Below are 18883 nucleotides of genomic sequence, written 5' to 3' on the forward strand. Positions count from 1 at the left end.
CCAAACAGCTAATTATAACATGTCGATTGAGTCGTCGCCGGAAAAGGAAGTCTCTGTGTTTGGAACCTATCGCGTACAGACAGCCAAAAATGCAAGTCTGCTAAAAAGCGCTGAGGATTACATTGTCTCCAATCAAAAAGGTGATACGCTTTATGTAAATGTAAAGGCATTACCTCAAGAGACAGGACCGTTTCAAACACAAGGAATCGTGTCTGCTACCATTTTGATTCCGGCTAATGTGAAGTTAGATGTAATTGGCAGCGGCAATTCTCTAACCCTCAACCCCCGACTGCTTGTAAATGATTGGAATATCGATTCTTCAGAAAGCAAGGATCTGAAGGTAACCGCAGTCGAAACACTGGATATTAGCGGTATGAACGGTGAGTGGAAGATTTCTGAGAAAAAGAAAACAGCAGGAATGGAAAATGAGCCTGTTGTCAAAGATGAAGTTTATCATTCGGGTGAAGGAAAATACCACATTAACATTGTGAATGCCAATAATGTGAGCCTTAATTCAGGAAGATAAGTTAAAGTAAATGCGGATGACCACCATCCGCTTATTTTTATTGAAAAGGAAGATGGCAGAAGTATAGAGGTCGCTGGCAATAGACAGGATGCTAGTTGCACACTCTCGTAACTAACGGCAAACTTAGATGGCATCAGTTGAATGATCACTTAAAAATATTCCCTGTTAACTCAGAGGCACTTTTTGTTTTTGGCAATAAAATAAAACAAAGGTATTATTATAGATGGATATTTTTCAGGGAAAATAGTTTTTGCGGCTTAATTGTAAGCTGACACGATAATTGGTAGAATATTGAATGGGAAATTTGTATTGTGATATCAAAAATAGGATGATGATGATGAAACGAGCAAGACTGATTTACAATCCCACGTCAGGTCGTGAATTAATCAAACGTCAGCTACCGGAAATACTGGAAAAATTGGAGAAGGCCGGGTACGAGGCGTCTTGCCATGCCACGACTGGAGCAGGAGATGCCATAAACGCTGCAAGAATTGCGGTTGAGCGTCAATACGATGTGGTTATTGCTGCTGGCGGTGACGGCACCATTCACGAAGTGGTAAATGGTCTCGCAGAACAGGAATACCGCCCCAAATTAGGAATCATTCCAGCTGGAACAACGAATGATTTTGCCCGGGCTTTGCAAATTCCGAGAGATGTTGGGACCGCTGTGGACATTATTACAAAAGGGGAGTTAATTCCCGTTGATATCGGCCGCATTAACGATAAGTATTTTATCAATATTGCCGGCGGCGGCAGGATTACAGAGCTTACCTACGAAGTACCAAGCAAATTAAAAACTATGCTTGGTCAACTAGCCTACTATTTAAAGGGGATGGAAATGCTCCCTTCCATAAAAGCATCAGATCTTCGAATAGAGTATGATGGAAAGCTGTTTGAAGGAGAAGCAATGATGTTCCTGGTTGGACTAACCAATTCCATTGGCGGATTTGAAAGACTAGCTCCTGATGCCTCTATTAACGATGGACTTTTTTCATTGCTCATTTTGAAAAAAGTAAATCTGGCTGAGTTCATCCGTATTGTTACCATGTCAATCCGTGGTGAACATGTTAACGATCCGAATGTTATTTATACCCAGGCAAATAGAATAAAGGTCTATTCTGAAGAAAAGGTGCAATTAAATTTAGACGGAGAATTTGGCGGTTTGCTGCCAGCGGAGTTTGAAAACCTTTATCGTCATTTGGAAGTGTTCGTGCCTTTGGATAATATCCGCCCTAATGATAGGCCAGAAGATTGGAACCCAGGAAAAAGATATAGTTGATGAAAAGTTCGTGCCTTTGCGAGGGGCGGACTTTTTTGCTTTAGTAGATAAATCGTTTTACTGCCGGAAAAACAAGTGTTGACTGTCTGAAAAGCAGCTTGTACTTAAGGAATGACCCTATTACCTAATTGGAGTTCAAACGCTTCTGCTTCCTCGATCTTCCAATAATGTGTATAATGAGCAAAAGACAATTGCCATCGCAGCTAAGGAGTGAGGAGAAATGAAAGCATTAATTAATATCGATTATACACACGATTTTGTGGCGGATGCGGGTGCATTAACATGTGGCAAACCAGGGCAGGTGATTGAAGACAAAATTACCTCTCTGACAAAAGAGTTTATCGAAAACGGCGATTATGTTGTGTTCGCGATTGATGTTCATGATCGGGGAGATGAATTTCATCCGGAAACAAAATTGTTCCCGCCTCATAACTTGCGTGGTACCTCGGGCAGACATTTATTTGGGGCTCTTCAAAAAGTGTATGAGGAAAATAAGGAGCGAAGCAACGTTGTCCTCATGGATAAAACAAGATACTCCGCTTTTGCAGGAACAGATCTTGAAATGAAATTACGCGAGCGGGGAATCACAGAGGTCCACCTAGTGGGTGTTTGTACGGATATTTGTGTTCTTCATACTGCGGTAGATGCCTACAATAAGGGATTTGAAATTGTTGTTTATAAAGAGGCGGTTGCATCTTTTAACCCTAAGGGACATGAATGGGCACTGGGGCATTTTGAACAATCGCTAGGTGCTATGGTTAAATAAGCTTTTTAATGTTATGATAGACATAATTTTGAAAAAGCTGTAAAAGTATTTCGGAGGGCCGATGATGAAACATATTTATCATGACGATAGTTATACTCTGCATACAGATCTTTACCAGATTAATATGGCGGAAACGTATTGGCGGGATGGTATACATAATAAGCGAGCAGTCTTTGAACTATTTTTTCGTAAACTTCCATTTGGAAATGGATATGCTGTATTTGCAGGTCTTGAAAAAGTGGTTCAATTTATCAAGGATTTTCGGTTTAGTGAAGCAGACCTCGAATATTTGAAAAATGAAGTAGGTTACAAGGATGATTTTTTAGCATTTTTAAAAGATCTCCGTTTTACAGGAACCATTCGTTCGATGAAAGAAGGCGAGCTTGTTTTTGGAAATGAGCCCATTTTACGTGTGGATGCCCCGCTGGCTGAAGCACAATTAATCGAAACAGCTTTGTTAAACATTGTGAATTACCAAACATTGATTGCCACAAAGGCTTCAAGAATTAAGCAGGTTGTCGGGAATGAAGTGGCCATGGAATTCGGAACAAGACGGGCACAAGAAATGGATGCAGCCATTTGGGGAACAAGGGCAGCCTATCTTGCCGGCTTCGATGCAACCAGTAATGTAAGAGCGGGAAAAATGTTCGGCATTCCGGTGTCAGGCACCCATGCTCATGCCATGGTGCAGGCTTATAAAGATGAATATACAGCTTTCCATAAGTATGCGGAAACCCATAAGGATTGTGTGTTTTTAGTAGACACTTATGATACGCTTCATCTCGGTGTGCCTAATGCGATTAAAGTGGCAAAAGAGCTTGGCGATAAGATTAATTTTATCGGGATTCGCCTGGATAGCGGAGACTTGGCTTATTTATCAAAAGAGGCACGCAAAATGCTCGATGAGGCGGGTTTCCAACAAGCGAAAATTTTTGCCTCAAGTGACCTGGACGAGTATACGATTATCAATTTAAAAGCCCAAGGAGCCAAAATTGACAGTTGGGGAATCGGCACGAAATTGATTACGGCCTTCGACCAGGCTGCACTTGGCGCCGTTTATAAAATAGTTTCAATTGAAAATGAAAACGGACAAATGGAGGATACAATAAAAATTTCCTCCAATCCGGAAAAAGTAACAACACCTGGTTTGAAGAGAATTTACCGTATTATAAATAATAAGAACAACCATGCGGAAGGGGATTACGTAGCGATGGAAGATGAGAAGCTTCCAGAAAAACGTCTGCGCATGTTCCATCCCACACATACCTTCATAAACAAGGTAGTGACCAACTTTACCGCAAAAGATCTCCATATAGATATTTTTGTGAACGGGCAGTTTGTTTACGATCTCCCAACTATAGAGGAATCCAAGGATTATTTAAAGCAAAACCTCGATGCATTATGGGATGAATACAAACGCACCATGAATCCAGAGGAATACCCTGTCGATTTAAGCCAAAAATGCTGGGATAACAAAATGAAAAACATTGAAGAAGTAAAAGAAAAAGTCGCAGCAATGAAAGAATAAAAGTGGAAGGCGTCTCTCAGGTGAGAGGCGTCTTTTTGTCTGAGGCGCTTTTTAAAGCATTGAATTTAGGCGGTTGGCTGGGAAAATGAAGGTTTGACTGAAAAAATAAGTAGTTGGCGTAATGAATAATTTTTGTGCAAAATGTCTTCGATAAAAGTGAAAAATCGTTCATTGCCATTGCTCATTTCGTATTCCACATCAATATATGATACAATCTTGCTAGTCAAAATGAAGAAAAGGAAGAAACGAATGAGCAGAACATTGCCGGTAAATAAAAATGATTACATAGATGTTATATTTGAAGATTTAACTCATGACGGGGCAGGGGTGGCCAAGGTAGAGGGCTATCCATTATTTGTCCCTAATGGGTTACCCGGAGAAAAGGCAAAAGTAAAGATCATAAAAGTGAATAAAAGCTATGGAATCGGACGCTTGATTGAGCTTTACGAACCAAGTCCTTATCGTGTGGAAATACCCAGTAATGAAAAAAATAAGTACGGCGGCTGTCAACTTGAGCATATCAGCTATGAAGGTCAGTTGAAATATAAAGAAAATCAAGTTCGCCAAGTACTTGCCCGCATCGGCAAGCTTGAGGATGTGGCTGTACATCCAATCATCGGGATGAACAATCCGTGGCACTATCGTAATAAAGCACAGGTACCTGTTGCTGAAAAAGACGGCAAACTAATCGCTGGTTTTTTTAAGCCAAGAAGCCACGAAATTGTGGACACAAATGAAAGTTTGATCCAAATTGCTGAGGTCAATAAAGCGGTACAAACGGTAAAAGAAATTTGCAGCAAACTTGGAATTCCGGCTTATCGTGAAGAAACCCATCAAGGAGTTCTCCGGCATATTATGGCCCGATACGGAAACCAGACAGGTGAGCTGATGGTTGTGATCATCACAAAAACAGCGGATATTCCTCATAAAAATAAGATGCTGGAGGAAATCGCATTACGCCTGCCAAAGGTGAAATCGATTGTCCATAATGTCAATTCAAAGCGGACCAATGTTATTTTGGGTGACAAAACGACAGTATTGTGGGGAAACGAATTTATTTACGACTATATTGGCGATGTGAAATTTGCCATTTCAGCTTTATCTTTTTACCAGGTAAACCCTGTGCAAACAAAAGTACTTTATGACAAGGCTCTTGAGTATGCCGACTTAACAGGAAATGAAAAGGTGATTGATGCCTATTGTGGTATTGGGACCATTTCATTATTTTTAGCCCAAAAGGCTAATAAGGTTTTCGGTGTCGAGATTGTACCGGAAGCAATTGAGGATGCGAAGCGTAATGCAGTTTTGAACGGTATGGGGAATGTGGAATTTGCTGTCGGTGAAGCAGAAGTTGTGATACCCAAATGGTATAAAGAGGGCAATGCTGCTGATGTACTGGTCGTCGACCCGCCGCGCAAAGGATGCGATGAAGCATTGCTTCAGACCATTCTGGACATGAAGCCGAAAAAGGTTGTTTATGTTTCCTGCAACCCGGCCACCTTGGCAAGGGATTTGCGAATCTTAGAAGACGGCGGTTATAAAACCGTGGATGTGCAACCTGTGGATATGTTCCCGCAAACTACACATGTTGAAGCTGTTGCGAAGATTATTTTTAATGAAGGCAACTAACCCTTTTGGGGAGTTGCCTATTTCCTTTTTGAAACCCGATTCACGTCGAAGTAATAGTATACGATACAAAATTTGTCGGTGATTTTGTTTGGGCAATATGGGTTATTTGTATCAATGTATGTGCGGTGGTCATATAGCTTATTTTTACTGGATTGAGTACTATAGGATTAAGCGTGGAATTTTAACCATATCTTTGTATTCCAATTGCTTTAATGCTAAAACAAAAGTAGAGGAAGATACTTAAATAGGTTAGATTGTAACGATCGTTCTTGTTGCTTCAAAGGACAGGAGCTAATTTAAACATAGGAGGTCTATCGTGGATAATAACGATATATTAATTCGGCTTAGATATGCAATGGAAATAAAAAATAAAGAAATGGCAGAAATCTTTAAGCTTGGAGGTGTGGATGTAACAGTACCACAAGTAATAAAGATTCTCACAAAAACAGATGAGAATGAAGATGAAAACAACGAGCAAATAAAATGTAATAACAATATGTTAGATTCATTTTTGAATGGTTTTATTATTTTTAAAAGAGGAGAACAGGAACCCAAACCAGGACAGTCAGATACGTCAGAGCGGTCTATAAAAAATAGTGCAAACATGAATAATCTCTTGTTAAAGAAAGTGAAAATAGCATTATCATTAACTACCGAGGATATGCTGGATCTATTCAAAATAGCTGGAATTACGGTTTCAAAAGGAGAACTTGGCGCTCTCCTAAGAAAAGAAGGGCATAAGAATTATAAAGAATGCGGGGATAAATACGCTAGGAATTTCTTAAAAGGATTGGCTGTCAAATACAGGGGATAGTCCCTTAAAGAATCATAAAGGTGAAACATGATACATACCTACTTAGGTGAAACAATACGGTTTGAAATCAAGTACAAAAATCGAACCTCTATAGGAATTACGATAGATAATTATGGGAATATTGAAGTTCAGGCTCCAAAAGGAACACCTAATGATAGGGTACTTCAGTTATTAGAGGTAAAATGGGGACTTATTCAACAAAAATTAAAAGAAATGGAAAGTAGGCTGATGGGCCCTCAGAAGAAGACTTATGAGTATGGCGAGAGTTTTCTTTATTTAGGAAATGCTTATCCAATAGAGGTCTTTGAAGATATTAATATAACACAAGAACATGTAGTGTTTTCAGAAGAAAAATTACATATTTATGTAAAGCAATCTGACACAGAAAAAATAAAACAAGCTTTAAAACGATTTTATTACCAACAATGTAAAGCTCTAGTGGAGAAGAGCATATCCGCATATCAAAGCAATTTTAAAAATAAACCACGTTCTGTTCGTATCTCCGATAGCAAAACTACCTGGGGAACGTGTGATTCAAAACTGCAGTTAACCTTTAATTGGAGACTAGCGATGGCACCTCAAGAGGTAATCGAATATGTAGTCGTTCACGAAATGTCCCATATGGTGCATCTGAACCACGACCGATCCTTTTGGCGGCTTGTTGGGAAAATAATGCCTGATTATAAGGAAAAAGAAAAATGGTTAACTTTATCAAGTTGGAAAATGACGGTTTAAAATATAGCATATGCCTCAAAATAGGAGGGCTCTTCTCACTCAAAACATTTCCGATTTGGAACTTGACCTCCAAGGCTATTTTGGTTATATTCCTCTCCTGTTTCATTTCCTTTAAAATTTATATTTTTAAATTCGAAAAAAAGCTTAAAAAACATGAGGATAAAGCATCAAAAGAAGAAAAAAGTGTAAAAGAAATTCAGGTGGAATGCCTATTTCGTCAAGGAAATAATTTGGATATTTGATTGGAATTTGAACAACTTATAATTGGACCTAAATGGGGTCTTAATTATTTAAAAGTTGGAGGGGTAATTATGGATAATCACACGAAGAAGAAAATTGAGGAAGAAGTAAAAAAACAGTAGATGTTGAAATTGCGCAGGAATTTAGTGATCTTAGACAGCAATTACATCATCTGCAAAGTTCCCTTATCAGTGTCCAACATGGGCAGGGGCAACTGCAATCGAATTAACAAATGGGGCAAATGGGACAACAAAATCAATTACAATAATATAATTTGATTCAACGAATGAAATGGCCCCCCCCCTTCTAGGGGACCATATTTATTACCTTCAATAGCAACGGTTAAAAAAGCTTAAAGTATTTTACAAAGACTTTTGCAAAGGCTACTTGAAATGGCGACACAACAAATTATAAAAGAGATCAAGGTTTAAATAATAAAATAAAAATTCACTTACATGTTTATGAAGAGTGTGATGAATTCTTAAGTAATTTATAAAGAGCGATTCCAATTTAAATATAATTTTTATAATATGACTTTTTAAGACAAGAGATGGGTCTTTTCTATAGAATGAAATTTTTATTAAAACCAAACACAAAAAATATTGACGTGTAATAAAAAAAATAGTAATATAAGATTCGTCGCTAAGAGATTCCAACGAAAACATTATATATTCTAAAAAACAGTTGACATCTAATAGTGCTTTTGATAAGATATATTTCGTCTCTTATTTCCGGTTATTATTCTCAAAAAAAGAGGTTGACTACTAGAAATATAGATGCTATGATATTAATCTGTCTGTGTGAATTGCTCTTTGAAAACTAAACAAACAAAAACGTCAACAAACAATAATTATTCATTTCTAACGAAATGAAGTCAACGTTATTTTTATGAGCTATATCAACTTTCTTGGAGAGTTTGATCCTGGCTCAGGACGAACGCTGGCGGCGTGCCTAATACATGCAAGTCGAGCGAATCTCGAGGAGCTTGCTCCTTGAGGTTAGCGGCGGACGGGTGAGTAACACGTGGGCAACCTGCCTGTAAGATCGGGATAACTTCGGGAAACCGGAGCTAATACCGGATAATCTTCTTCCTTGCATGAGGAAGAACTGAAAGACGGTTTCGGCTGTCACTTACAGATGGGCCCGCGGCGCATTAGCTAGTTGGTGAGGTAACGGCTCACCAAGGCGACGATGCGTAGCCGACCTGAGAGGGTGATCGGCCACACTGGGACTGAGACACGGCCCAGACTCCTACGGGAGGCAGCAGTAGGGAATCTTCCACAATGGACGAAAGTCTGATGGAGCAACGCCGCGTGAGCGATGAAGGCCTTCGGGTCGTAAAGCTCTGTTGTTAGGGAAGAACAAGTACCGGAGTAACTGCCGGTACCTTGACGGTACCTAACCAGAAAGCCACGGCTAACTACGTGCCAGCAGCCGCGGTAATACGTAGGTGGCAAGCGTTGTCCGGAATTATTGGGCGTAAAGCGCGCGCAGGCGGTCCTTTAAGTCTGATGTGAAAGCCCACGGCTCAACCGTGGAGGGTCATTGGAAACTGGGGGACTTGAGTGCAGAAGAGGAAAGCGGAATTCCACGTGTAGCGGTGAAATGCGTAGAGATGTGGAGGAACACCAGTGGCGAAGGCGGCTTTCTGGTCTGTAACTGACGCTGAGGCGCGAAAGCGTGGGGAGCAAACAGGATTAGATACCCTGGTAGTCCACGCCGTAAACGATGAGTGCTAAGTGTTAGAGGGTTTCCGCCCTTTAGTGCTGCAGCTAACGCATTAAGCACTCCGCCTGGGGAGTACGGCCGCAAGGCTGAAACTCAAAGGAATTGACGGGGGCCCGCACAAGCGGTGGAGCATGTGGTTTAATTCGAAGCAACGCGAAGAACCTTACCAGGTCTTGACATCCTCTGACACTCCTAGAGATAGGACGTTCCCCTTCGGGGGACAGAGTGACAGGTGGTGCATGGTTGTCGTCAGCTCGTGTCGTGAGATGTTGGGTTAAGTCCCGCAACGAGCGCAACCCTTGATCTTAGTTGCCAGCATTTAGTTGGGCACTCTAAGGTGACTGCCGGTGACAAACCGGAGGAAGGTGGGGATGACGTCAAATCATCATGCCCCTTATGACCTGGGCTACACACGTGCTACAATGGATGGTACAAAGGGCAGCGAAGCCGCGAGGTGGAGCCAATCCCACAAAACCATTCTCAGTTCGGATTGCAGGCTGCAACTCGCCTGCATGAAGCCGGAATCGCTAGTAATCGCGGATCAGCATGCCGCGGTGAATACGTTCCCGGGCCTTGTACACACCGCCCGTCACACCACGAGAGTTTGTAACACCCGAAGTCGGTGGGGTAACCGTAAGGAGCCAGCCGCCTAAGGTGGGACAGATGATTGGGGTGAAGTCGTAACAAGGTAGCCGTATCGGAAGGTGCGGCTGGATCACCTCCTTTCTAAGGATAAAGCTGGACCTATGAGCCAGACAAAACGGTTTGTGACACGTTCTTTGTTTGTTTAGTTTTGAGAGAACAATCTCTCTCAAAGCTTTTTTTATTCGTTCTTTGAAAACTAGATAATCGTATAGAAGAAACCAAGCAAGAACCGAGTAATCGCCATTTTAGTTTTTCTCTCTTATTTTAAGAGTAATTAAAGACAAATCAGCAGCGAGAAGGTCGAGGAAGCGAGGGAGTGAAGACCGGAGCGTGCTAGGGCACGTGAGGATCTGAACGAGCGAAGCTGACTAGAGACACGACGCTGATCATTTGTCGTAGGTTAAGTTAGAAAGGGCGCACGGTGGATGCCTTGGCACTAGGAGCCGATGAAGGACGGGACTAACACCGATATGCTTCGGGGAGCTGTAAGTAAGCTTTGATCCGGAGATTTCCGAATGGGGGAACCCACTGCTCGTAATGGAGCAGTATCTTTACCTGAATACATAGGGTACTGAAGGCAGACCCGGGGAACTGAAACATCTAAGTACCCGGAGGAAGAGAAAGCAAACGCGATTCCCTGAGTAGCGGCGAGCGAAACGGGAACAGCCCAAACCGAAAGGCTTGCCTTTCGGGGTTGTAGGACACTCAACATGGAGTTACAAAGGAACGGGGTAGATGAAGCGGTCTGGAAAGGCCCGTCATAGAAGGTAACAGCCCTGTAGTTGAAACTTCGTTCCCTCCTGAGTGGATCCTGAGTACGGCCGGACACGTGAAATCCGGTCGGAAGCAGGGAGGACCATCTCCCAAGGCTAAATACTCCCTAGTGACCGATAGTGAACCAGTACCGTGAGGGAAAGGTGAAAAGCACCCCGGAAGGGGAGTGAAAGAGATCCTGAAACCGTGTGCCTACAAGTAGTCAGAGCCCGTTTATGGGTGATGGCGTGCCTTTTGTAGAATGAACCGGCGAGTTACGATTACATGCAAGGTTAAGTTGAAGAGACGGAGCCGCAGCGAAAGCGAGTCTGAATAGGGCGTTTTAGTATGTAGTCGTAGACCCGAAACCAGGTGATCTACCCATGTCCAGGGTGAAGTCCAGGTAACACTGGATGGAGGCCCGAACCGACGCACGTTGAAAAGTGCGCGGATGAGGTGTGGGTAGCGGAGAAATTCCAATCGAACTTGGAGATAGCTGGTTCTCTCCGAAATAGCTTTAGGGCTAGCCTCACGTAGTAAGAGTCTTGGAGGTAGAGCACTGTTTGGACTAGGGGCCCTCATCGGGTTACCGAATTCAGACAAACTCCGAATGCCAAAGACTTATCCGTGGGAGTCAGACTGCGAGTGATAAGATCCGTAGTCAAAAGGGAAACAGCCCAGACCACCAGCTAAGGTCCCAAAGTATACGTTAAGTGGAAAAGGATGTGGAGTTGCTTAGACAACCAGGATGTTGGCTTAGAAGCAGCCACCATTTAAAGAGTGCGTAATAGCTCACTGGTCGAGTGACTCTGCGCCGAAAATGTACCGGGGCTAAACGTATCACCGAAGCTGTGGATTGACATCTACGATGTCAGTGGTAGGAGAGCGTTCTAAGGGCTGTGAAGCGGGATCGGAAGGACCCGTGGAGCGCTTAGAAGTGAGAATGCCGGTATGAGTAGCGAAAGATGAGTGAGAATCTCATCCACCGAATGCCTAAGGTTTCCTGAGGAAGGCTCGTCCGCTCAGGGTTAGTCGGGACCTAAGCCGAGGCCGAAAGGCGTAGGCGATGGACAACAGGTTGATATTCCTGTACCACCTCTTTATCGTTTGAGTGATGGGGGGACGCAGGAGGATAGGGTAAGCGCGCTGTTGGATATGCGCGTCTAAGCAGTTAGGCTGAGAAGTAGGAAAATCCGCTTCTCGTTAAGGCTGAGCTGTGACAGCGAGGGAAATAGAGTACCGAAGTTCCTGATTCCACACTGCCAAGAAAAGCCTCTAGCGAGATAAAAGGTGCCCGTACCGCAAACCGACACAGGTAGGCGAGGAGAGAATCCTAAGGTGAGCGAGAGAACTCTCGTTAAGGAACTCGGCAAAATGACCCCGTAACTTCGGGAGAAGGGGTGCTTTTTGAGGTGAATAGCCTCGAAGAGCCGCAGTGAATAGGCCCAGGCGACTGTTTAGCAAAAACACAGGTCTCTGCGAAGCCGCAAGGCGAAGTATAGGGGCTGACGCCTGCCCGGTGCTGGAAGGTTAAGAGGAGGGGTTAGCGCAAGCGAAGCTCTGAATCGAAGCCCCAGTAAACGGCGGCCGTAACTATAACGGTCCTAAGGTAGCGAAATTCCTTGTCGGGTAAGTTCCGACCCGCACGAAAGGCGTAACGATCTGGGCACTGTCTCAACGAGAGACTCGGTGAAATTATAGTACCTGTGAAGATGCAGGTTACCCGCGACAGGACGGAAAGACCCCATGGAGCTTTACTGTAGCCTGATATTGAATTTTGGTACAGCTTGTACAGGATAGGTAGGAGCCTGAGAAGCCGGAGCGCCAGCTTCGGTGGAGGCGTCGGTGGGATACTACCCTGGCTGTATTGAAATTCTAACCCACACCCCTGATCGGGGTGGGAGACAGTGTCAGGTGGGCAGTTTGACTGGGGCGGTCGCCTCCTAAAGAGTAACGGAGGCGCCCAAAGGTTCCCTCAGAATGGTTGGAAATCATTCGCAGAGTGTAAAGGCACAAGGGAGCTTGACTGCGAGACCTACAAGTCGAGCAGGGACGAAAGTCGGGCTTAGTGATCCGGTGGTTCCGCATGGAAGGGCCATCGCTCAACGGATAAAAGCTACCCTGGGGATAACAGGCTTATCTCCCCCAAGAGTCCACATCGACGGGGAGGTTTGGCACCTCGATGTCGGCTCATCGCATCCTGGGGCTGTAGTCGGTCCCAAGGGTTGGGCTGTTCGCCCATTAAAGCGGTACGCGAGCTGGGTTCAGAACGTCGTGAGACAGTTCGGTCCCTATCCGTCGCGGGCGCAGGAAATTTGAGAGGAGCTGTCCTTAGTACGAGAGGACCGGGATGGACGCACCGCTGGTGTACCAGTTGTCTTGCCAAAGGCATCGCTGGGTAGCTATGTGCGGACGGGATAAGTGCTGAAAGCATCTAAGCATGAAGCCCCCCTCAAGATGAGATTTCCCATAGCGTCAAGCTAGTAAGATCCCTGAAAGATGATCAGGTTGATAGGTCAGAGGTGGAAGCGTGGTAACATGTGGAGCTGACTGATACTAATCGATCGAGGACTTAACCAAGTCATAGCAATATGAATAAAGCGAACTCGTTCTTAAACGTTTCTTCTGTATTATCTAGTTTTGAGGGAATGAAACCTCAACAAAATAGTCTGGCGGTGATGGCGAGAAGGTCACACCCGTTCCCATACCGAACACGGAAGTTAAGCTTCTCAGCGCCGATGGTAGTTGGGGCGAAAGCCCCTGTGAGAGTAGGACACTGCCAGGCTAAACCCTTATAAGGGAAATAGTTTAGTTTAATTTTTAGTTGGCCCCTTGGTCAAGCGGTTAAGACACCGCCCTTTCACGGCGGTAACACGGGTTCGAATCCCGTAGGGGTCACCATATTGGAGGATTAGCTCAGCTGGGAGAGCATCTGCCTTACAAGCAGAGGGTCGGCGGTTCGATCCCGTCATCCTCCACCATTCAATATTTTGTTTTATGCCGGTTTAGCTCAATTGGTAGAGCAACTGACTTGTAATCAGTAGGTTGGGGGTTCAAGTCCTCTAGCCGGCACCATTTATTTTTTTTGCTTTTTTAGAGCCATTAGCTCAGTCGGTAGAGCATCTGACTTTTAATCAGAGGGTCGAAGGTTCGAGTCCTTCATGGCTCACCATTTTAAGCGGAAGTAGTTCAGTGGTAGAACACCACCTTGCCAAGGTGGGGGTCGCGGGTTCGAATCCCGTCTTCCGCTCCAAATTTGCCGGGGTGGCGGAACTGGCAGACGCACAGGACTTAAAATCCTGCGGTAGGTGACTACCGTACCGGTTCGATTCCGGTCCTCGGCACCACTTAAATGAAACGTGCGCCCGTAGCTCAATTGGATAGAGCGTCTGACTACGGATCAGAAGGTTATGGGTTCGACTCCTTTCGGGCGCGCCATCATTTTTAGTACGGGAAGTAGCTCAGCTTGGTAGAGCACTTGGTTTGGGACCAAGGGGTCGCAGGTTCGAATCCTGTCTTCCCGACCAGTTAAAATTGTAAATTTATAATATGGGGCCTTAGCTCAGCTGGGAGAGCGCCTGCTTTGCACGCAGGAGGTCAGCGGTTCGATCCCGCTAGGCTCCATTTAGTTTTATTGAAAATGGCGGTGTAGCTCAGCTGGCTAGAGCGTACGGTTCATACCCGTAAGGTCGGGGGTTCGATCCCCTCCGCCGCTATATGAAAAAATATTATTATTAATGGACCCTTAGCTCAGCTGGTTAGAGCAACGAGCAAGGCATCCAAGATTTAACTGCAAGTTGTACCCATCGAGCTGCTGCTTGAATAAGCTTTCTGAGATGGGGACAGACGGCTTTCATAAAGTAAAAGTTAAAATAACTTTAATTGGACCCTTAGCTCAGCTGGTTAGAGCAGACGGCTCATAACCGTCCGGTCGTAGGTTCGAATCCTACAGGGTCCATTTATTCGGAGGAATACCCAAGTCTGGCTGAAGGGATCGGTCTTGAAAACCGACAGGCGGGTTACACCGCGCGGGGGTTCGAATCCCTCTTCCTCCGCCATAACACTTCAATATTATTATCGCGGGGTGGAGCAGTCTGGTAGCTCGTCGGGCTCATAACCCGAAGGTCGCAGGTTCAAATCCTGCCTCCGCAATATATGGTCCGGTAGTTCAGTTGGTTAGAATGCCTGCCTGTCACGCAGGAGGTCGCGGGTTCGAGTCCCGTCCGGACCGTAATTTTATTCCAGTAGCATTTCTATTGTTGAAATAGATATTTTATAATTCTATAAAGCAGTCCTTAGAGCACAATTGGAAGGCTGCTGTGAATATTTTCATATGGCTCAGTAGCTCAGTCGGTAGAGCAAAGGACTGAAAATCCTTGTGTCGGCGGTTCGATTCCGTCCTGAGCCACCTTTTATATGGAGGGGTAGCGAAGTGGCTAAACGCGGCGGACTGTAAATCCGCTCCCTCAGGGTTCGGCGGTTCGAATCCGTCCCCCTCCACCATTTATAAAGATATAGTTTAAAGGGTATGCTTAGATTAAAGTTCAAATATCTGATATCCTTTATACATTTTAAATAATGGCGGTTGTGGCGAAGTGGTTAACGCACCAGATTGTGGCTCTGGCACTCGTGGGTTCGATTCCCATCAATCGCCCCATTTTCATTATTGGGCTATAGCCAAGCGGTAAGGCAACGGACTTTGACTCCGTCATTCGTAGGTTCAAATCCTGCTAGCCCAGCCATTCTATTTAATGGAAGAATAGTCATTAGTTATTATCTTCATATAATGTTGCGGGTGTAGTTTAGTGGTAAAACCACAGCCTTCCAAGCTGTTGTTGTGGGTTCGATTCCCATCACCCGCTCCAATGGGCCTATAGCTCAGCTGGTTAGAGCGCACGCCTGATAAGCGTGAGGTCGATGGTTCAAGTCCATTTAGGCCCACCATCATAAAGTAGTATACTCATTGTTCCGCAGTAGCTCAGTGGTAGAGCAATCGGCTGTTAACCGATCGGTCGTAGGTTCGAATCCTACCTGCGGAGCCATTTTTATGTTTGTGGGGAAGTACTCAAGAGGCTGAAGAGGCGCCCCTGCTAAGGGTGTAGGTCGGGTAACCGGCGCGAGGGTTCAAATCCCTCCTTCTCCGCCATACATATGTTGCGCCTTTAGCTCAGCTGGATAGAGCATACGCCTTCTAAGCGTACGGTCAGAGGTTCGAATCCTCTAAGGCGCGTAACAAAAAAGGGTGCCAAAACCCTTAAATCAACCTTCTATGACACTGAGCGAAACGGTTAGGGTAACGGCCAGGTGCCGAAACCTTCCGAAATTTCACTTAGTGATATAGGAGGTTTTTTTATGCCGAGGAAAATGGCGTAACTTATTGTTAAAATAGGTTTATACGATTTATTCCGAACAACCGAGTATTACCACAGCATAAGATCATAGTAATATGGCAATTTCTAAAAGAGTGTCACGTTAAAAAGGATCAATTAGGTGACCATAAAGAGTTGAAACATATAGACAAGCTCATTCCCCCTATTTTTTTTGTCTATTTTATGTCTATTTTCCCAATAGAAATAATTATCTATAAGGGATATTGAATATATTGAAAAACAATTTATAATATAGTAAGAAGGACCTATAAATATGAAACCGATAAAGGCAAACTCATTGAAAGATGGGGACGCAAAGCTAGAGGGACTAAACTCGAAAAGAGAGAGTCAGCCAGCTACCGATTATAATTTTCTATTAAGTTTAATCGGTTTCGATTAAACTTTTTTATTCTGGAAAGAAAGGGGGAAAAGGTGATAAAAGACGGTAGCCGAGTTTTCTATAACGGAGAGGAATACATTTTGATTTACAGGTACTCTTCTGATTTTTGTGAGATAAGAAAAATAAACAGTAATAAAGTTGAACTTGTACATATATCAGAGTTAATGCATGAATAAAGTACAACGAAATTTATATAGAGATTTTCTTAAAGATGGAAGGAAGCACTAGCTGTTTGGGCTGTGTGAAATAAAAACATTGAACGTAACTCAAATAAGATATGAAAGCTCTTTAAGGTAAAGTTTTTAACCCTATCCATTGCCAATACACGATTGAGTGGATGTTATAATAGCTTTTGTTAAAAGTATAGACCTTGGCAAAACCAAGGTCTTTGTGACTCCTGATTGGTCGGATGTTCAATCAAAACAACATGATAGGAATATAAATTAGAAATTTACAAATTTGATTTTCAAAATTTTTTCTACTTCATTACTAGGTAAAGGTCGGCTAAAATAATATCCTTGTGCAATGTCACAGTTTTGGCTCTGAAGGATCTCCAATTGCTCTTTTGATTCCACACCTTCGGCAATTACCATTAAGTTTAGACGGTGCGCAATCGATATAATAGATTCTACAATAGCTGTAGTTTGTGGACTTTGAAGAAGATCATTTATAAACCCCCGGTCAATCTTTATGCCGTTAATCGGAAATCTACGTAAATAACTTAAAGAGGAGTAACCAGTCCCAAAGTCATCCAATGCTAATTTAATCCTAAGATTTCTAATTTGATGAAGCTTGGACACCGTTTCTTCGAAGTCATACATCGCAATTCCCTCTGTGATCTCTAACTCTAATTTCTCGGGTTCAAACTCACATTCATCCAAAACTTGTGTTATTTTTGGGATAAATTGCTCATCGATAAATTGCCGAGGTGAAACATTTACGCACATATGATTAGGTGCAATCCCTATTCTTTCCCATTTTTTATGCTGGTTGCAAGCTGTCCTTAGTACCCAATCTCCGATGGAAACAATCAAACCGGTTTCCTCTGCAATGGGAATAAACTCTGCTGGGGAAATAGAACCTAAGTCAGGATGATTCCACCGTAATAACGCTTCAACTCCTATCACTAGTCCAGATGTAATGGATATTTTGGGCTGATAATACAATTCAAGCTCCTTATTGTTCAGTGCCTTGTGGAGACCACTGGATATAACCATTTTCCTTTTATTTATATTTTCAATATCTAATGAGTAAAAACCATAATGGTTTCTTCCTTTTAATTTAACATCATACATGGTCATATCTGCGTATTTAATGAGGGATTGCGCATCCTTCCCATGCTCGGGGTAGAGGCTTATACCTATACTAGCGGTAATATGAGTTTCGATCCCATGCAGCATAAAAGGAATTTCTAATGAATTTAATATTTCTTCTGCTATATGAGCCGCTTGATTTTTCGTTTCAATAGGTATAAGAATAATAAATTCATCGCCACCTTGACGAGCAACCATTCTGCCATGCTGAATATTGCTGCTTAGCCTATTTGCTACTTGTATTAATAAGGCATCTCCTATAATGTGGCCGTGAGTATCATTTACTTCTTTAAAATGGTCTATATCAATAAGCATTACGGCCATTTGTTGCTTATTTTGTTTGCATTGATCTAGAGAAGTTTCTAGTTGATTTGCAAACTTTTCTCTATTCCAAACCCCTGTAAGACTATCATGGTAAGCTAAATATTCAACTTTTTTTTCTGCTAGTTTTCTTTTTGTCACGTCAAAAGCAACGCCATTCAATTTGGTAATTTGCCCATTAAAATATATAGGGTTACCAAAAGATTTTAACCATTTTGTTTCGCCATTTTTACAAATGATCCTCCACTCACACATAGAGGGAGTACCTGATAACAATTGTTGGTGAAAGCAATTAATTTTTACTCTGTCATCTGGATGGGTCGTTTCTATCCACAAGTTGTAGTTTCCTTCAAACTCCTTTGCTTTATAGCCCCATACTTTCTCCACACCAACTGACATTTCCATTTTTTGTTCATTTAATTTATTTATCCAAAGAATTAGATTATTGTTTTCAAAAAGATTTTGTACTTCGTCTTTACTTCGTTGCAGTGCATTATAATAATACACAGACTTATCGTATTGCTTTCCCAACCACCATGCAAAAAAGCAATAAAGCAATGTAAATAAAAACTGTAGAAAACTCAATGTATTTAAGATCGTATGCCAAATTATAGATACGATAAATACGAATGAGGTTATTAAAATTCTTCCTTTATACTTCACGTTTATCTCCTTACCATTTTAAATTTATTCGTGAGCGTTCCCTTGTTGTTTTAACTATCATCTCTGAAGGCAATTTTAATATTTATTATCTTCTACAGGGGAAGGAAAAATATCCATATGATGACCCTTTCAGCTAAATTTGACTGAAAAGGACCAGGAGAAGCTTTCTATTAA

9 protein-coding genes, 23 tRNA genes, 3 rRNA genes and 1 riboswitch are annotated in these 18883 nt (G+C 42.9%); of the genes, 33 read left to right on the forward strand and 2 right to left on the reverse strand.

What is annotated here, in order from left to right; genetic code table 11:
- The first annotated feature begins 19 nt into the window (after positions 1-19).
- The 4 genes from HPT25_RS09725 (at position 20) to HPT25_RS09740 (ending at position 4099) form a co-directional block, all read left to right on the forward strand.
- Entirely contained in the window at positions 20-526 is a 507-nt protein-coding gene (locus HPT25_RS09725) for a hypothetical protein (protein ID WP_217269676.1), read from the forward strand.
- Between the two features lie 337 nt (positions 527-863).
- Positions 864-1805, forward strand: a complete 942-nt coding sequence (locus HPT25_RS09730) for a diacylglycerol kinase (RefSeq protein ID WP_173071023.1) — start codon at positions 864-866, stop codon at positions 1803-1805.
- 220 nt (positions 1806-2025) lie between these two features.
- On the forward strand, positions 2026-2571 hold the full coding sequence (locus HPT25_RS09735) for a cysteine hydrolase family protein (protein ID WP_173063151.1): 546 nt from the start codon (positions 2026-2028) through the stop codon (positions 2569-2571).
- 64 nt (positions 2572-2635) lie between these two features.
- A complete protein-coding gene (locus HPT25_RS09740) occupies positions 2636-4099 on the forward strand; it encodes a nicotinate phosphoribosyltransferase (RefSeq protein ID WP_173071025.1) in 1464 nt (487 codons plus the stop codon).
- A 65-nt stretch (positions 4100-4164) separates the two neighbouring features.
- On the opposite strand, the gene HPT25_RS28320 is transcribed toward HPT25_RS09740, so the two are convergent.
- The gene (locus tag HPT25_RS28320) at positions 4165-4326 is read right to left on the reverse strand and encodes a hypothetical protein (RefSeq protein ID WP_217269677.1); all 162 of its coding nucleotides are present in this window, start codon (positions 4324-4326) and stop codon (positions 4165-4167) included.
- Positions 4327-4348: 22 nt separating this feature from the next.
- On the opposite strand from HPT25_RS28320, the gene rlmD reads away from it, so the two are divergent.
- The 29 genes from rlmD (at position 4349) to HPT25_RS09885 (ending at position 15873) form a co-directional block, all read left to right on the forward strand.
- Positions 4349-5728 (forward strand): 23S rRNA (uracil(1939)-C(5))-methyltransferase RlmD, encoded by a 1380-nt coding sequence (rlmD, locus tag HPT25_RS09745; protein ID WP_173063154.1) that lies wholly within the window; start codon positions 4349-4351, stop codon positions 5726-5728.
- A 316-nt stretch (positions 5729-6044) separates the two neighbouring features.
- Positions 6045-6542, forward strand: coding sequence for a YehS family protein (locus tag HPT25_RS09750; RefSeq protein WP_173063157.1), 498 nt, complete (start codon positions 6045-6047; stop codon positions 6540-6542).
- Positions 6543-6569: 27 nt separating this feature from the next.
- Positions 6570-7277, forward strand: coding sequence for a M48 family metallopeptidase (locus HPT25_RS09755; RefSeq protein ID WP_173063160.1), 708 nt, complete (start codon positions 6570-6572; stop codon positions 7275-7277).
- A gap of 1144 nt (positions 7278-8421) precedes the next feature.
- Positions 8422-9971: ribosomal RNA gene (locus tag HPT25_RS09760) — 16S ribosomal RNA — on the forward strand.
- A gap of 317 nt (positions 9972-10288) precedes the next feature.
- A 23S ribosomal RNA gene (locus tag HPT25_RS09765) occupies positions 10289-13223 on the forward strand.
- An 88-nt stretch (positions 13224-13311) separates the two neighbouring features.
- Positions 13312-13428, forward strand: a 5S ribosomal RNA gene (gene rrf, locus HPT25_RS09770).
- Together the 16S, 23S and 5S rRNA genes with 23 tRNA genes alongside form the textbook arrangement of a ribosomal RNA operon.
- 41 nt (positions 13429-13469) lie before the next feature.
- Positions 13470-13544, forward strand: a tRNA-Glu gene (locus HPT25_RS09775).
- Positions 13545-13548: 4 nt separating this feature from the next.
- A tRNA-Val gene (locus HPT25_RS09780) sits at positions 13549-13624 on the forward strand.
- An 18-nt stretch (positions 13625-13642) separates the two neighbouring features.
- A tRNA-Thr gene (locus tag HPT25_RS09785) sits at positions 13643-13718 on the forward strand.
- Between the two features lie 21 nt (positions 13719-13739).
- Positions 13740-13815 (forward strand) — tRNA-Lys (locus tag HPT25_RS09790).
- A gap of 6 nt (positions 13816-13821) precedes the next feature.
- Positions 13822-13896: transfer RNA gene (locus HPT25_RS09795), tRNA-Gly, on the forward strand.
- A 5-nt stretch (positions 13897-13901) separates the two neighbouring features.
- Positions 13902-13990, forward strand: a tRNA-Leu gene (locus tag HPT25_RS09800).
- Between the two features lie 14 nt (positions 13991-14004).
- Positions 14005-14081: transfer RNA gene (locus HPT25_RS09805), tRNA-Arg, on the forward strand.
- Between the two features lie 12 nt (positions 14082-14093).
- Positions 14094-14170, forward strand: a tRNA-Pro gene (locus HPT25_RS09810).
- Between the two features lie 24 nt (positions 14171-14194).
- A tRNA-Ala gene (locus tag HPT25_RS09815) sits at positions 14195-14267 on the forward strand.
- Positions 14268-14285: 18 nt separating this feature from the next.
- A tRNA-Met gene (locus HPT25_RS09820) sits at positions 14286-14359 on the forward strand.
- Between the two features lie 168 nt (positions 14360-14527).
- Positions 14528-14601 (forward strand) — tRNA-Ile (locus tag HPT25_RS09825).
- A gap of 7 nt (positions 14602-14608) precedes the next feature.
- Positions 14609-14701: transfer RNA gene (locus HPT25_RS09830), tRNA-Ser, on the forward strand.
- A 20-nt stretch (positions 14702-14721) separates the two neighbouring features.
- Positions 14722-14795: transfer RNA gene (locus tag HPT25_RS09835), tRNA-Met, on the forward strand.
- A gap of 5 nt (positions 14796-14800) precedes the next feature.
- Positions 14801-14874, forward strand: a tRNA-Asp gene (locus tag HPT25_RS09840).
- Positions 14875-14978: 104 nt separating this feature from the next.
- Positions 14979-15051: transfer RNA gene (locus tag HPT25_RS09845), tRNA-Phe, on the forward strand.
- Between the two features lie 10 nt (positions 15052-15061).
- Positions 15062-15146 (forward strand) — tRNA-Tyr (locus HPT25_RS09850).
- Between the two features lie 78 nt (positions 15147-15224).
- Positions 15225-15300: transfer RNA gene (locus HPT25_RS09855), tRNA-His, on the forward strand.
- 10 nt (positions 15301-15310) lie between these two features.
- A tRNA-Gln gene (locus tag HPT25_RS09860) sits at positions 15311-15385 on the forward strand.
- Positions 15386-15434: 49 nt separating this feature from the next.
- Positions 15435-15508 (forward strand) — tRNA-Gly (locus HPT25_RS09865).
- A gap of 2 nt (positions 15509-15510) precedes the next feature.
- A tRNA-Ile gene (locus HPT25_RS09870) sits at positions 15511-15587 on the forward strand.
- A 23-nt stretch (positions 15588-15610) separates the two neighbouring features.
- A tRNA-Asn gene (locus tag HPT25_RS09875) sits at positions 15611-15685 on the forward strand.
- A 13-nt stretch (positions 15686-15698) separates the two neighbouring features.
- Positions 15699-15789 (forward strand) — tRNA-Ser (locus HPT25_RS09880).
- A 10-nt stretch (positions 15790-15799) separates the two neighbouring features.
- A tRNA-Arg gene (locus tag HPT25_RS09885) sits at positions 15800-15873 on the forward strand.
- Between the two features lie 417 nt (positions 15874-16290).
- Positions 16291-16376: riboswitch (cyclic di-GMP riboswitch) on the forward strand.
- Positions 16377-16855: 479 nt separating this feature from the next.
- Here the strand turns inward: HPT25_RS09885 and HPT25_RS09890 are convergent.
- Positions 16856-18709, reverse strand: a complete 1854-nt coding sequence (locus tag HPT25_RS09890) for a bifunctional diguanylate cyclase/phosphodiesterase (protein WP_173063163.1) — start codon at positions 18707-18709, stop codon at positions 16856-16858.
- Positions 18710-18883: the final 174 nt, after the last annotated feature.

Source organism: Neobacillus endophyticus (assembly GCF_013248975.1).
In the GTDB taxonomy this organism is placed as follows: Bacteria; Bacillota; Bacilli; order Bacillales; family Cytobacillaceae; genus Neobacillus; species Neobacillus endophyticus.

Bases quoted from the DNA above. Each gene is read 5' to 3' on its own strand.
- HPT25_RS09725 (WP_217269676.1), top strand. From the start codon at position 20: ATGTCGATTGAGTCGTCGCCGGAAAAGGAAGTCTCTGTGTTTGGAACC.
- HPT25_RS09730 (WP_173071023.1), top strand. From the start codon at position 864: ATGAAACGAGCAAGACTGATTTACAATCCCACGTCAGGTCGTGAATTA.
- HPT25_RS09735 (WP_173063151.1), top strand. From the start codon at position 2,026: ATGAAAGCATTAATTAATATCGATTATACACACGATTTTGTGGCGGAT.
- HPT25_RS09740 (WP_173071025.1), top strand. From the start codon at position 2,636: ATGAAACATATTTATCATGACGATAGTTATACTCTGCATACAGATCTT.
- rlmD (WP_173063154.1), top strand. From the start codon at position 4,349: ATGAGCAGAACATTGCCGGTAAATAAAAATGATTACATAGATGTTATA.
- HPT25_RS09755 (WP_173063160.1), top strand. From the start codon at position 6,570: ATGATACATACCTACTTAGGTGAAACAATACGGTTTGAAATCAAGTAC.